The organism is Arthrobacter gandavensis (genome assembly GCF_039528575.1).
In the GTDB taxonomy this organism is placed as follows: domain Bacteria; phylum Actinomycetota; class Actinomycetes; order Actinomycetales; family Micrococcaceae; genus Arthrobacter_B; species Arthrobacter_B citreus_B.
This window is the reverse complement of the sequence record NZ_BAAALV010000002.1, coordinates 509,757-523,302: the sequence shown is the minus strand read 5'-3', so window position 1 is coordinate 523,302 and position 13,546 is coordinate 509,757. Positions and strand designations below refer to the sequence as shown.

Here is a 13,546-nt window from a genome sequence, read left to right as displayed (position 1 = left end):
TTCTCCGCTTCGTTGAGGTTCCAGACGCCAGGGACCGGAATCCCGGCGTCGCAGTGCCCTTCTCTGACACACCCGTTGCGCACCGCAGGGGGACGTAAACGGATATGCAGGAGTGTCTTGGCGGCTGCCGGGCCGGCTCTCTGGGAGGGGGTCCGGTCAGCGCCTAAGGCCCGTGCTGGGCGGGCACCCTGTTAAGGGTATCGGCGCCGGGAGGCAAGATTCGCCGTCGTCCGGAACCGGGCCCGAACGGCCGCCGAGCTGATTTGGCGCACCGCAGGCGGGTGCTTATCCTTGGCCCCGCCTCGTCCCATCCGGCGCAAGGGTGGCGAATCCCACGGCACGGGATTGCCGGATTTGCTACCTTAGGGTCAGGGCCGTGACACTCCGGCCCCCGGACGACGGTTCAGTACCCGGCACGCGACAAGACTGGCCAAAGGAGCTAGCCATGTCATGGGTTGTCCTCATTGCCTCCGGAATGCTTGAAGCCGTGTGGGCTACAGCGCTGGGGAAGTCGAACAATTTCAAGAAACCCCTTCCCACCCTCGTGTTTGCCGTAGCGCTCGCTGCCAGTATGGCGGGCCTGGCCTGGGCGATGCTCAGCATCCCGGTGGGCACGGCCTATGCCGTGTGGGTGGGCATCGGCGCCGTGCTGACGGCCGGCTACGCCATGGTGTTCGGTGGGGAAAAAGCCACCGTGATCAAGGTGGTGCTGCTGATGGGAATCGTCGGCTGCGTCATCGGCCTGAAGCTGGTGGCATAACCATGGCTTGGATCATCCTGCTTCTCAGCGCTGTCCTTGAAGCTGTCTGGGCCACTGCCCTGGAGGCTTCCAACGGCTTTACCGTCCTGGCGCCGTCGATCATCTTTGCCGTGGCCGCGGCCCTGTCCATGGCCGGCTTGGGCTACGCCATGAAACACATTCCGATCAGCACCGCCTATGCCGTGTGGACCGGGCTGGGCGCCGTGCTCACGGTGGCCTGGGCCATGTTCACCGGCACCGAGGAACCCGGCGTGCTGAAGGTGCTGTTCCTGGCCGGGATTATCGGCTGCGTGATCGGGCTGAAGTTCGTGGATAAGCCCGCACCTGCTTCCGAACCGTCCGAGGGCTCACACTCCTAATCCGGGATTGGGAGCCCGTCCCGGCCCCGAAAGGCACCGCTAGATCCTCGCGGCCTCGGGCAGGCTGGTGCCGGTCTCCACGAACCGCTGGTGGAAGGCCAGCGACTCATCGAGCAGGTGCGGGGTGTGCTTGCCCACCGAGTCGCGGCTGGCCCGGTCGAAGTAGTCCTGCAGCAGGGGCTGGAAGTCCGGATGGGCGCACTTCTCGATGATCGTCCGCGCGCGCTGCTTGGGCGAGAGTCCGCGCAGGTCCGCCAGGCCCCGTTCGGTGATGATGAGCATGGTGTCGTGCTCGGTGTGGTCCACGTGGGACGCCATCGGCACAATTCCGGAGATCTTTCCGCCCTTGGCCGTGCTGGGTGACATAAACGCGGAGAGGAAACCGTTGCGGGCAAAGTCCCCGGAGCCGCCGATGCCGTTCATCATGGCCGTACCGCCCACGTGGGTGGAGTTCACGTTGCCGTAGATATCCGCTTCGATCATGCCGTTCATGGCGATGCAGCCCAGCCGGCGGATCAGCTCGGGATGGTTTGAGATCTCCTGGGTCCGCAGGATGATGCGCTTGCGGTAGAACTCGATGTTGGAGTTGAACTCCTCGATGCCTGCCGGGCTCAGCGAGAAGGAGGTAGCCGACGCCACCCGGATCACGCCGTCGCGGATCAGCTCCAGCATCCCGTCCTGGATCACCTCGGTGTACGCGGTGAGCCCGGTGTAACCCGCAGTGGAGAGGCCGGCCAGCACGGCATTGGCAATGTTGCCGACGCCGGACTGCAGCGGCAACAGCTTGTCCGTCAGGCGTCCGGCCTTGATTTCGGATTCGAAGAAGTCCAGCAGGTGCCCGGCGATCATCTGCGAGGTTTCATCCGGTGCCGCGAACGGCGTCATCCGGTCCGGGGCGTCGGTCTCGACGACGGCGACGACCTTCTCCGGGTCCAGCCGCAGGTAGGGCTCACCGATCCGGTCGTCCGGGTTGACCAGCATGATCGGCTTGCGGTGCGGGGGCAGTGCGGTGCCGTAGTAGACGTCGTGCATGCCGTCCATCGCGGCGGGCTGCTGCCGGTTCACCTCGAGGATGATCTTGTCTGCCTGCTCGATCCAGGTCTTGTTGTTGCCCACCGAGGAGGACGGGATGAGGCTGCCGTCTTCGTTGATGCCCACTACCTCGATGACGGCCAGGTCGATGTGGCCGTAGAACCCGAACCAGGCGTACTGGGCCACGTGCCCAAGGTGGATGTCGATGTACTCGAGTTCGCCGTCATTGATCCGCTTCCGCAGCGTGGGGTCCGACTGGTACGGCAGGCGCAGCTCCATGCCGCGGGCCTTGGCCAGCACGCCGTCGAGCTCCGGGGCGGTGGAGGCACCGGTGAGCACCTTGATCTGGAAATCCTCGCCGCGCGTGTGCGCCTGTTCGATCTGTTCGGCGAGCGCCTGCGGAACGGCCTTGGGGTAGCCGGCGCCCGTGAAGCCGCTCATCGCAACCGTCATTCCCGGCTTGATCATCGCTGCTGCCTGCTCCGCAGACATAACGAGTTCGGAGAGTCCGGGATGGGAAATACGGTCGCGCATAACTGGCCTTTCAGAGAACGAATCAAACAACCCTATCCGCAGCTGAGCCGCAGCTCACATTCGGCGGACCCGGCCGCTGGCTCTGAGGGAGCGGAAATCGCACTCTGACGTGGCCTTATATAGGAGGCCCTGCGAAAAGACCAGACTGCAGGCACTTCGATTGACACATCCATCCGGCCCGGTTTCACTGCTTGGACCGCACCCCGCGCTATCTGAGGAGAGACCCCCATGAGGATCCCGAAAACCGCTGCCGCACTCTCGATTGCGGTCCTGCTTGCAGCCGGCACCGCAGTTCCCGCCGCCGCCGTCGGCGAAGGGCCGAACTACAACGGCAACGAGACCATCAATACCTCGATCCTGCGCACCTATGACGAGATGGTGGCGGAGCTGAAGAAACAGGACGCCAAGCAGCCGGCAATGGAGCTGGAAGTGATCGGGCAGTCAGTGAAGGGCCGTGACCTCTACCTCGCGAAGTACATCAGCGATCCGTCCAACCCCACCATCCTGTACCTGACCCAGCAGCACGGCAACGAGCAGCTCACCACCGAAGGTGCCCTGGAATTCGTGAAGCACCTGGGCACCGGCAAGACCAAGGGCGTGCTGGACGGCGTCAACATCCTGATCGTGCCGATGCTCAACCCGGACGGGGCGATGGGCGACGTCGACTTCCCGCTGGACGGCTACATCGCCAGCGGCCGCACCCTCACCCGTGCCAACGCCACCGGCACGGATCTGAACCGGGACCACGTAGCGAAGATCCAGCCCGAGACCCAGGCACTGCACAACAACGTGATGCGCGCCTACAACATCGACTACATGATCGACCTGCACCATCAGGGCACGCAGAGCGAGCGGGACGGCGAGCTGGTTTCGGGTTCCATCCTCTACCCCACGACGCCGAATGCCTCTCCCGAGGTGGTGGAGGGTTCCAAGCAGCTCGGCGCGGTGGTCTTCAACGCGATCGATCCGACCGGCTGGGGTCACCTGGGCCGTTATGTGGGCGGTTCCGCCGAGACCATCAGCCGAAACGGGATCGCGGTTGAATACGGCATCTCCACCCTGCTGTTCGAGATGCGCGGCATGTCGGACAACACCAACCCCTCCGCCGTCCTGGGCCAGAAGAGCAACGGCTACCTGATCAAGCAGACCGTCACCACGCTGGACGCCACCGCCCGGGCCATCGCCGACGGCTCGATCGAAAGCACCGACACCTCCATCTGGGACACCCTGGCCGAGCAGACCACCCGTCCCAGCGAGTAACGGCTCAAACCCCGCGTCAAAGGCGCTTCAAAGGTAAAGGCGCAGTCCCCGGACGGGCTGCGCCTTTACCGTGCGCGCGGGGAACCGCTTGGCCGGGATCGGCTGCGAAAAAGCCGCAGGGGGTTCCGGGCGGGGCGTACGCGGCAGATACTTCCATGCAGCACCACCGTCCATGATGTCCAAGGAGCCAATATGACCGCGGCCAACAAGGAAAGATCCGTCTTCCGGCGCAAGCCAATCGAGCTCACCGAAGACGAGGTCTCCGGTTCCAAACTGTTCAAGGGCCTGGGCCTGTGGCAACTCACGGCCATCGGCGTCGGCGGCATCATCGGCATCGGTATTTTCACGCTGGCCGGGCTGGTGGCAAACGGGGGGCCCGACGCCGAGGGCGTGGGTCCGGCGGTCCTGATCTCCTTCCTGATCGCTGGCCTCGCGAGCGCCGCGGCAGCGCTCTCCTATGCTGAATTCGCCGGAATGGTGCCGCGCGCCGGGTCCGCCTACACCTACGGGTACGTGGCCCTGGGGGAGATCATCGGCTGGTTTATCGGCTGGGACCTGCTGCTGGAGTACACGGCGATCGTCGCCGTCGTCGCCATTGGCATCTCCGGCTATTTCACCGAGTTCATGGCCGGCATAGGGCTGGACGTGCCGGTGTGGATGCAGGGCACCGGCGACGTCGTGGAAGGCGGGCTGGTCAACCTGCCGGCCTTGGTGGTCTGCGTGTTCATCACGTTCATCCTCAGCCGCGGCACCAAGACCTTCGGCCGCTTTGAACTGGTGGCCGTGGGCCTGAAGGTCCTGCTGATCCTGTTCATCATTGGGCTGGGCATCTTCTTCATCAACACCTCCAACTACACCCCGTTCCTGCCCAACGGTTTCGGCGCAGTGTTCACGGGTGCCGCCACGGTGTTCTTCGCGGTGTTCGGTTATGACGCCATGAGCACCGCCGCGGAGGAAGCCAAGGACGGCAAGAAGCACATGCCCAAGGCCATCCTGCTCTCGCTGGGCGTAGCGATGGTGCTCTACATCCTGGCAACCCTGGTCCTCACCGGGATGCAGAACTACACCGAGATCAGCCCGACGGCGGGATTCGCCTCCGCGTTCCAGAACGTGGGCCTGCCGGTCATCGCCACCGTGATCTCAGCGTTCGCCGTCCTGTCCATCCTGACCGTAATGCTCACCTTCCTGCTCGGTGTCACCCGCGTCTGGTTCTCGATGAGCCGGGACGGACTGCTTCCCCGCTGGTTCTCGGCTACGGACTCCAACGGAACCCCGCAGCGCGTGACCTGGATCGCCGGCGGAGTCTCAGCGCTGCTGGCCGGGTTCTTCCCGATCCGGGCCGTGGCCGACCTGACCAACATCGGCATCCTGGCAGCGTTCGTGGTGGTCTGCATCGCCGTGATTGTGCTGCGGCGGACCCAGCCGGATGCACCGCGGGAGTTCCGGCTGCCGCTGATGCCGTGGATCCCGGCCTTCGGCGTCCTGGCCTCGGCGTTCCTCATCTCGCAGCTGCATTGGGAAACCTGGCTGCGTTTCGCCGTCTGGCTGGTCATCGGGATGGCCGTGTACTGGTTCTACAGCCGGAAACACTCGCTGCTGAACCCGGACAGTCCACGGCATACGGATTCCGGCGGAACCGGGCCGTCGCCGTCCACCTCGCCGGAACCGGGCACCGCGGGATAGCTGCCGGTGCCGTGAGCCGCGGCGAAGCTGCGGAGGCTGGCTAGGCCTGATCCGTTGCCGTGCGCGGGCTGCGAGGAACGGATCGGGACGACCGCCGGCCCACACGGCGATACGCCAGGCCCACCAGCACGCACACCAGGTAGGACGTTCCAATGAAGATCCAGCCGTCCAGGAAACCGTCGGAGAACTCAAGGAGCAGGCCCATCGCCAGCGGCCCGGAGGCGAACCCGGCGTACATGCCCAGGGAAACAGCACCCGACGCCGCCCCCACGCGTTCCTTCGGCACCTCGCGCAGCACTCCGGCCATCACCACAACGTTCACGCCGAGGACGGACGCACCGTGGAACAGCACACCGGCCCAGAGCAGTGCCGGGTTCCCGGTCTCTCCGGCGGCAAGCAGGAGCCCGGCCCCGCAGATCGCCCCGGCGGCCAGGATCAGCAGCAGCGTGGAGGCACGGACACCTTCGGCCATGCGCCGGCCCCACAGCACCCGGGAGGCTACCCCAACAACGCCGGCAGCAGCGGCTGTTGCGCCGGCGAGCAGCAGCGGGAATCCAAGTTCCCGCTGGGCGAAGAGCGGCAGGTAGACGTTGGTGGCCTGCATGCCGGCACCGGAGAAGAGTGCAAAGGCGGCCAGGAGCCAAACGGCAGCCGGGAACCGGCGTTCGGCAGGGGGACGTTTCAGCCCTGTACCGGACTTGCGGCGGGGCTCTGCGGGCAGCCGCTGCCAGGCGTAGGCCAGCAGCAGGCCCAGCACCAGCGCCGCTCCGACGGCGGCTCCCCGCCAGCCAGCGAGCAGGGCTGCGGCCGGGAAGAACAGGCTTGAGAACAGCTGGCTGGCCTGCACCCCGGATTGCTTGATGCCCATCCATCCCGGCCGTTTGTCCGGCTGGACCGCGTGGATAATGATCCGGTTAGTGGTGGGATTGGAGATGGCCTGGGCAGGCCCGGAGAGCAGGACGGCGGCGAGCAGCCACAGGTAGTTCCCGGACACTGCCATCAGCACCAGGGCCAGGGCCGTTCCGCCGAAGATGATCAGCATCTGGGAGCGGGAGCTGATGTGATCGCTCAACCGCCCCAGGGACATCGAGGACAGCGCCGCGCTGGCGAAACAGGTGGCCGCGAGCAGGCCGAACTGGGATTCGCTGATGCCCAGGTCATCCATGATCAGCGTGCTGGCAGCGGAGATGCCGTAGTTCATGACCGGCCCGGCTCCCATGGCGCAGACCAGCACGAACAGCAAACCGGGGCCGGGGGTGGAACGCAAGATATTCCTCTCGTGGGACGACACAGACCATTGTTGCCTGTGTATGCCAGAGTTACAGACCAAAAGAGACTAATATCAGCGGTAGGGTCCGCCGGTCTTGGGCTCTTGTAGCTGGGGGAGAACCAAATGGGCAGTGAGTCTCAGGCAAGCGCGCCTTCGGCACGCCGTCGCTCCGTTATGCTTTTCCGGCGCGCCCGGACTGTCCTGGGCGCCCTCGTGCTCTTCTGGCTGTGGCTGCTCCTGGGCAGTGCCGGTTTTGTTGCGTCCCTGTTCGACCGGCCGTTCTACGCCATGCTTGCGCTCTACGCGCTGGGCACCCTCACTCTGATCTCCCTGCTGATCGCGCCCGTTGCCCTTGCCTACCTGCTGATGAACAGGCCGGGTAGATCGACCCGGCAGCAGGCTCCTGCCGCGACGGCGCAGCGTTCAGTGCAGCCGCAGCGTTCGGTGCGCGCCGACCTGGCTCCCGTAATCCGGATGATTCCGCGGAAGGTCAAGGACAGCAGCGCTTCCCTGGGCAACCGCGCCGCCGCGAAATGGCGGGACCTGGCTTCCTAGCCTGCCCGGTCCGCGCGGAACACTCCTGCGGGCCCATTGTCAGTGCCGTCGGCAAGAGTTGGCACATGACCGTTACCGCGCATCCCGTCCCGCTCCGCAGCCCCTCAGCCGCCCGCCCCCCGGTTTCGCACGCCCCGTACCGGCAGGAGCCGTACGTGCGCTGCCGCTTCGGTTCCCTGGCGGTGGACGGCAAAGCCGTAGCCTGGACGCGCAGCGAGGTGCTGGTGCACTGGATGGACGACGACGGCCAGGCCCACAACCGCTGGGTGCCGGCAGCCGCCGTCGTGCGTATTGCGCGGGACGACTCAGCCTGGCGGGATCCCTATGACGACTTCGACTTCTACTATCCGTCCGTGCAGGCCCCCAGCGCTCCTTCGCGTTGACACCGCGCTGCCGGCCGGAGCTCAGTTGATGGAGAAGCGTGTGCAGAGCACCTTCCAGACGGGTGGGAGCGGTCAGCGGGATGGACTTTCATGACCTTATAGAGGCGGCCGGTTCCCTGGTGGACCTCGCCGGAGTTGCCGCGATAGTGGCCGGTGCCGTCGTTGCTACAGTGCTGGCTGCCCGGGGACTGCTGCGCCGCCGCGAAAAGGTCTATGAGGTTTACCGGCAGCAGCTGGGCAGGGCCATCCTGCTGGGCCTGGAGCTGCTGGTGGCGGCGGACATCATCCGCACGGTCGCGGTAACCCCCACGTTCGAGTCGCTCGGCGTGCTGGCAGTCATTGTGCTGATCCGGACCTTCCTGAGCTATTCACTGCAGCTGGAAGTAACCGGCAGGCTGCCGTGGCAGCGGCAGCCCGGCCCCGTGGAGCCAGCCGGCCCGAAGCAGCCGCTATAGGTGTGCTGCGGTCTGGTGTCCAGCAGGCTCGGGCCGCGTGCGGACGGCGGATACCAGCACCGCCACGGTCACCATGAGGGTGGCAATGCCGAAAGGATTGGCCAGGGCTGCCGAGTATCCCAGAACCTCCGGTCCGGCCAGGGCGGAGAAAACCGACCCCGCCTGGGGCGTGCCGAAATCCGGAACGAAAAACCCGAAGCAACCGGCCAGCACATAGTTCGCCAGCAGCAGCAACGAGGTTTTCAGGGGCGCTCCGAACGGGCGGCGTGCCGCAGCAGCGGCAGTAATCTTCACTGCCGCCGCAAGCATCAGCACGGCCAGCAGCGGTCCTGCCGTCAGCGCGAAAATGGAAACCAGGCGCCCGTCGACGCCAAAAAGCATCCGCCCCGCAGTGATCCACAGCGGTATCACCAGGGCCATCGGAAGGCTTGCGCCAGCCAGGACGGCGGTGAAGGTTCGGAACACAGCGGAGGACGGACTGTCAGGCATGCTTCAACACTAATCTCCGCGGCTCCCGTCCCCGGAACCACGGGATGAGGCCGCCACCTCCAAAAGTCATCTTTAGGGATGATGGCCCGGACCCCTGCCGGGCCATAGGCTGGTTCAGCACTGGCCGAACAGCTCTTCCGGCACTCAGTGACCCCCCGCGCTTCCTGCTCTACTTCCTATTGACCTGCCTGAAAGTGCCCCAAGACCATGTCCGTCGATTACCTCATGTGGATACCTGCCGCGGCCCTGCTGGCACTGCTTGTCCTTACCTTGACGGCCGGTGCCCTGATCAGCCTGTTCCGGACCGGGGAAACCGCAGGAGGAAAGCGGGTGTTCTGGTTTGCGGTGGTGCTTCTGCTTCCCGTTGCCGGGGCAATAGCGTGGCTTGCCGTACTCCAGCACAGCACCCGTGCAGCGGCCGCCGGAGAGTCCGGAACCGAACCCCTGGCATAGGACCCGCCGGGATGCCCTGAGACCTGGGTTACCAGTTCCAGGGTTGTTGAGCACACCTGCCGGAAACTGTTAGGCACTCCGAACTCCCGGTGTTACCTTGGCCTTATGCTCCGCAAGGCAGCCCCCACGGACCCTGCGCCCCGGACCTCCCGGCCCAAGGCGGGCACGCGCCTGCCCTGGCTCCTTGGCCCTGCACTCGTAGCCGGGGTGGCCTACCTGGACCCAGGCAACGTGGCCAGCAACATGACCGCCGGCGCCCGCTTCGGTTACCTGCTGGTGTGGGTAGTGGTCGCCGGAAACGTGATGGCCTGGCTGGTTCAGTACCTTTCCGCGAAGCTGGGCCTGGCCACCGGACGCAGCCTGCCGGAGCTGCTTGGCGCACGGGTACGTTCCACCGCCGGCCGGAGGCTCTACTGGCTGCAGGCGGAGCTGGTGGCCATGGCCACCGACGTCGCAGAGGTGATTGGCGGCGCCGTCGCCCTTTGGCTGCTCTTTGACCTTCCGCTGCTGCTTGGCGGCGTGATTACCGGCGGTGTGTCCATGGCCGTACTGGCTGTCCAGGGCAGCGGACGGCACCGCAGTTTCGAATACGTGATTGTTTCAATGATGGCGATCATCGCTATCGGGTTCACCGCCGGCGTCTTTGTGGCTCCCCCGGATCCCGGCGCCGTGGCGGAAGGATTGGTACCGCGGTTTGACGGTCCCGATTCGGTGCTGCTCGCAGCGTCGATTCTGGGGGCGACCGTCATGCCGCACGCGATCTACGCACACTCCGCGCTGACCCGGGACCGGTTCCCCCAGCGCACCGCCGGCCTGACAACCTCCACGCTGATCCGGGCCACGCGCTGGGACGTAACCATTGCCCTCGCGGTGGCTGGCACCGTCAACCTCGCCATCCTGCTGCTCGCCGCGACGTCCCTGCAGGGCGTGGACGGCACAGACACCCTGGAAGGTGCCCATGCCGCAATCGGCGGCGCACTGGGCAGCGGCGTCGCGCTCCTTTTCGCCCTTGGACTGCTGGCGTCCGGCCTGGCCTCGACGTCGGTGGGCGCCTACGCCGGTGCGGAGATCATGCAGGGACTGCTCAAGGTGCGCATCCCCATGCTGCTGCGGCGGCTGGTCACGCTGCTTCCGGCACTGGCCATCCTGGCGGCTGGCGTGGACCCTACCTGGGCGCTGGTGCTGAGCCAGGTGGTGCTTTCCTTCGGCATTCCGTTCGCCCTGGTGCCGCTGCTGTGGCTGACCACGCGGGGGGACCTGATGGGTGAACACCGCAACCGGTGGTGGACCACCGCCCTGGGCGTCCTGGTGGCCGGCCTGCTGATCACGCTGAACGTGGTGCTGCTGTACCTGACGTTTACTGGTTCCGGATAGGCTGCGGCCCAGTAAGTGCCCCGGAGCGGCCTGCGCGGTCAATCGTCCAGGGCGCCTTCCACCAGGGCGGTCGCGATGGCATCGGCGTCCTGCACGGCGGCCAGGTACCGCTCTGCGTCCAGCGCAGCCGAGCATCCCGTACCGGCCGCTGTGATGGCCTGCCGGTAGCGGTGATCCACGGCGTCTCCGCAGGCAAAGACGCCGTCGATGTCCGTTTGGGTGGTGGGAGCAGCCACCTTGATGTACCCGGCCTCGTCCAAGGCCACCTGCCCGCGGAGCAGCTCAGTGCGCGGCACATGCCCTATCGCCACGAAGATGCCCGACGCCGCCAGCTCCCGGGACTGCCCGGTCACGGTGTCCGTCAGGGTTAGTCCGGTGACCTTGTCCCTGCCGTGAATGGCGGTGACCTCGCTGTTCCAGGCGAACTGGATCTTGTCATGGCATGTGGCCCGCTGTGCCATGATCCGGGAGGCACGCAGCTGGTTCCGGCGCACCACCACCGTCACGGAGGCCGCGAACCGGGTCAAAAACAGCGCCTCTTCCATGGCCGAGTCGCCGCCGCCCACAACCACTACGTGCTGTTTGCGGAAGAAGAACCCGTCGCAGGTGGCGCACCACGAGATCCCCCGGCCGCTGAGCTTCTTTTCTTCGGGCAGCCCCAGTTCCTTGTAAGCCGAACCGGTGGCGAGGATGACGGCGCGTGCTTTCCTGGTGGTTCCGGCAGCCGTGGCCACCCGCTTGGTGTGGCCGGACAGGTCCACGGAGGCGACGTCGTCGAACTCCACCACGGCACCAAACTTTTCGGCCTGCCGCTTCAGCGCTTCCATGAGGTCCGGCCCCTGGATCCCGTCCGGGAAGCCGGGGAAGTTCTCCACCTCGGTGGTGTTCATGAGCGCTCCGCCGGCCGTCACGGAACCCGCCATGACCCGTGGAGACAAACCCGCACGGGCGGCGTAGACGGCGGCGGTGTACCCGGCGGGGCCGGAGCCAATGATGATCACGGAGTCGGTGGGCATGACTGCTCCTCTCGGCAGTCCCTCCAGTGTGGAACCGCCGGAAGGCCCTGCCCAGAGGCCGTGGAAAAGAGCTAGGCGCGGACCCGTCCGCGGATCCGGATGGCCGCCACGAGCGTGAACACCACGGTCATAGCAACCAGCACGAAGATCACGTACCCGGTGCCCACCTGCCAGTCCCCCACCTGCGCCGTGATTCCGAAGACGCTCTGCATCTCCTCGATCGCGGCCGGCTGGTCCCCGGTCATGGCTGGCAGGGTTTCAGCGGTCATTTCCTGCCGGACCAGCATGGAGGACTGCAGGAACGGCAGGGCGCTCACGAATTCGCGCACGCCCTCGGGAAAGTTGCCAACCGGAATGTAGGACCCGGCAATGAAGCCCAGGACGGTCCCCACAATCGTGGACAGCGCCGAGTAGGCGCCCGCAGTCCGGATGAAGGACACCGCAAACGCACTCAGGGCGGAGAACGCGAAGCAGGACAGCGCCAGATACGCACAGACCTTCAGCAGCGGCACAAAGGCGATGGTCACGCCGCTGACCACGAACAGGTAGGCCAGGCTCACTGCCAGGACCAAGGCAGTCATGACCATCGAGATCAGCACGGCGGAGAGCAGATAGCCCAGGATCAGCTTCTCCCGCCGGATCGGGGAGACCAGGAAGTCCTGGAAGCGGCCGGACCCGGAGTCCTCGACGAACACCACCATGGCGCCCAGCGCCGTCGTAATGGTGGTGATGCCCAGGATCCCGGCGAACATCCAGCTGTCCACGAAGCCGCGGATCTCGTCCTCGGTGGCCTGCGGGAAGGATTCACCGAGCCCTTCGGTCTGCAGGTTGCCCAGGAACAGCGTGTACAGCAGGAAGACCACCAGGGCGGAGACGAGCGAGAAAAACACGCCCAGCCGGTCCCGGAAGAAAAGCCTGAGGTTGCGGGTGGTGATGTCCAGGACCACGTTCACTTTTCGGCTCCTTCAGCTGCCTCGTCTGCGGCAGGGGTCTCACGGCCGGTCAGTGCCAGGAAGACGTCATCCATCGTGCCGTGCCGGAACTCGAAGTCCTGTACGGCTGACCCGTGGCGGGCCAGGATCTGCCGGGCAGTTTCGGCGGTCTCCACGCCAATGCGCACGACGGCGCCTTCCGCGGTTTCCACTGTGCCGCCCAGTTCCACGGCGGCCGCCGTCAGGCCTGCCCGGTCCGCCGTCGTAATGGTGAGGATGCTGGAGCTGTAGGCCGCCCGCAGTTCCGCGGGGGTGCCGTCAGCGATGATCCGGCCGCTGTCGATGATGCAGACCCGGTCTGCCTCCTCGGTTTCTTCCATGTAGTGCGTGGTGAGGAAGACGGTCAGTCCGTGGCGGTCGCGGAGGTCGTGGATCGTGGACCAGACGATCGCGCGGCTGGCCGGATCCAGGCCGGCAGTGGGTTCGTCCAGGAAGATGATGGGCGGGGCGTGCAGCAGGGCGCGGGCAATGTCCACGCGCCGGCGCTGGCCGCCGGAGTACGTGCCGTAGCGGCGGTCAATGAAGCTGCCCAGCCCAATCAGGTCCGAAAGCTCGTTGATGCGTGCCTCGTTGGCCGCGCGGTCCGCGGAGTAGAAGCGGGCGCGCACACGCAGGTTCTCCCGTCCCGTAAGCAGCGGGTCGAGGATGGACTCCTGGAAGACGACGCCGATGCGGGCGCGGACACCTTCCCCTGCGGAACGCACGTCATACCCGCTAACCTCGGCGGTGCCGGCATCGAAGGCGATGGCCGTGGTGAGGCAGCTGATGGTGGTGGATTTTCCGGCGCCGTTGGTTCCCAGGAAAGCGAAGACGCTTCCGGCCTCAACGTCGAAGGACAGGCCGTCCACCGCAGTCTTTGTGCCGTACCTCTTGGTAAGGCCCCGGACCGATATGGCCGGCAGGTTTTCAGTCACTTCATCCTCCAGAAGAG

At 65.9% G+C, this 13,546-nt stretch carries 15 protein-coding genes and 1 riboswitch; of the genes, 9 read left to right on the top strand and 6 right to left on the bottom strand.

From position 1 onward, the window contains the following. Positions 1-368 precede the first annotated feature (368 nt). Positions 369-435, top strand: a riboswitch (guanidine-III (ykkC-III) riboswitch). A 10-nt stretch (positions 436-445) separates the two neighbouring features. Then, positions 446-760: a DMT family transporter gene (locus ABFX29_RS05690; RefSeq protein ID WP_152225621.1), complete on the top strand. Its 315-nt coding sequence runs from the start codon at positions 446-448 to the stop codon at positions 758-760. 2 nt (positions 761-762) lie between these two features. Next, a complete protein-coding gene (locus tag ABFX29_RS05685; RefSeq protein ID WP_152225619.1) occupies positions 763-1,119 on the top strand; it encodes a DMT family transporter in 357 nt (118 codons plus the stop codon). 39 nt (positions 1,120-1,158) lie between these two features. On the opposite strand, the gene scpC is transcribed toward ABFX29_RS05685, so the two are convergent. Next, complete coding sequence (scpC, locus tag ABFX29_RS05680) at positions 1,159-2,685, bottom strand: succinyl-CoA:acetate CoA-transferase ScpC (RefSeq protein WP_152225617.1); 1,527 nt, start codon at positions 2,683-2,685, stop codon at positions 1,159-1,161. Positions 2,686-2,913: 228 nt separating this feature from the next. Between scpC and ABFX29_RS05675 the strand changes: the two genes are divergently transcribed. Together ABFX29_RS05675 and ABFX29_RS05670 are read left to right on the top strand one after the other, a co-directional pair. Beyond that, a complete protein-coding gene (locus ABFX29_RS05675) occupies positions 2,914-3,945 on the top strand; it encodes a M14 family zinc carboxypeptidase (protein WP_152225615.1) in 1,032 nt (343 codons plus the stop codon). A gap of 192 nt (positions 3,946-4,137) precedes the next feature. Continuing rightward, positions 4,138-5,628 (top strand): amino acid permease, encoded by a 1,491-nt coding sequence (locus tag ABFX29_RS05670; protein WP_152225613.1) that lies wholly within the window; start codon positions 4,138-4,140, stop codon positions 5,626-5,628. 40 nt (positions 5,629-5,668) lie between these two features. Here the strand turns inward: ABFX29_RS05670 and ABFX29_RS05665 are convergent, their stop codons facing one another. Then, positions 5,669-6,895 carry an MFS transporter gene (locus ABFX29_RS05665; RefSeq protein ID WP_246167230.1) on the bottom strand — a complete coding sequence of 409 codons (1,227 nt, stop codon included), beginning with the start codon at positions 6,893-6,895 and terminating at the stop codon, positions 5,669-5,671. Between the two features lie 126 nt (positions 6,896-7,021). Here ABFX29_RS05665 and ABFX29_RS05660 point away from each other — a divergent pair, with 126 nt between their 5' ends. The 3 genes from ABFX29_RS05660 (at position 7,022) to ABFX29_RS05650 (ending at position 8,291) form a co-directional block, all read left to right on the top strand. Next, the gene (locus ABFX29_RS05660) at positions 7,022-7,453 is read left to right on the top strand and encodes a hypothetical protein (RefSeq protein WP_152225611.1); all 432 of its coding nucleotides are present in this window, start codon (positions 7,022-7,024) and stop codon (positions 7,451-7,453) included. A gap of 65 nt (positions 7,454-7,518) precedes the next feature. Continuing rightward, positions 7,519-7,836 (top strand): hypothetical protein, encoded by a 318-nt coding sequence (locus ABFX29_RS05655; protein WP_152225609.1) that lies wholly within the window; start codon positions 7,519-7,521, stop codon positions 7,834-7,836. An 80-nt stretch (positions 7,837-7,916) separates the two neighbouring features. Beyond that, complete coding sequence (locus tag ABFX29_RS05650) at positions 7,917-8,291, top strand: DUF1622 domain-containing protein (RefSeq protein ID WP_152225607.1); 375 nt, start codon at positions 7,917-7,919, stop codon at positions 8,289-8,291. Here ABFX29_RS05650 and ABFX29_RS05645 read toward each other — a convergent pair. After that, positions 8,286-8,780 carry a hypothetical protein gene (locus ABFX29_RS05645; RefSeq protein WP_152225605.1) on the bottom strand — a complete coding sequence of 165 codons (495 nt, stop codon included), beginning with the start codon at positions 8,778-8,780 and terminating at the stop codon, positions 8,286-8,288. The genes ABFX29_RS05650 and ABFX29_RS05645 overlap by 6 nt on opposite strands. 207 nt (positions 8,781-8,987) lie before the next feature. On the opposite strand from ABFX29_RS05645, the gene ABFX29_RS05640 reads away from it, so the two are divergent. Together ABFX29_RS05640 and ABFX29_RS05635 are read left to right on the top strand one after the other, a co-directional pair. Then, the gene (locus ABFX29_RS05640; RefSeq protein ID WP_152225603.1) at positions 8,988-9,233 is read left to right on the top strand and encodes a PLDc N-terminal domain-containing protein; all 246 of its coding nucleotides are present in this window, start codon (positions 8,988-8,990) and stop codon (positions 9,231-9,233) included. A 105-nt stretch (positions 9,234-9,338) separates the two neighbouring features. Further along, a complete protein-coding gene (locus ABFX29_RS05635; RefSeq protein WP_152225601.1) occupies positions 9,339-10,607 on the top strand; it encodes an Nramp family divalent metal transporter in 1,269 nt (422 codons plus the stop codon). Positions 10,608-10,645: 38 nt separating this feature from the next. Here the strand turns inward: ABFX29_RS05635 and trxB are convergent, their stop codons facing one another. From trxB to ABFX29_RS05620, 3 genes are all read right to left on the bottom strand, one after another. Then, positions 10,646-11,623 carry a thioredoxin-disulfide reductase gene (gene trxB, locus ABFX29_RS05630; RefSeq protein WP_152225599.1) on the bottom strand — a complete coding sequence of 326 codons (978 nt, stop codon included), beginning with the start codon at positions 11,621-11,623 and terminating at the stop codon, positions 10,646-10,648. A 71-nt stretch (positions 11,624-11,694) separates the two neighbouring features. Then, positions 11,695-12,576, bottom strand: a complete 882-nt coding sequence (locus ABFX29_RS05625; RefSeq protein ID WP_152225597.1) for an ABC transporter permease — start codon at positions 12,574-12,576, stop codon at positions 11,695-11,697. Beyond that, a complete protein-coding gene (locus tag ABFX29_RS05620; protein WP_246167228.1) occupies positions 12,573-13,529 on the bottom strand; it encodes an ABC transporter ATP-binding protein in 957 nt (318 codons plus the stop codon). Before ABFX29_RS05620 ends, ABFX29_RS05625 begins: the two co-directional genes overlap by 4 nt. Positions 13,530-13,546: the final 17 nt, after the last annotated feature.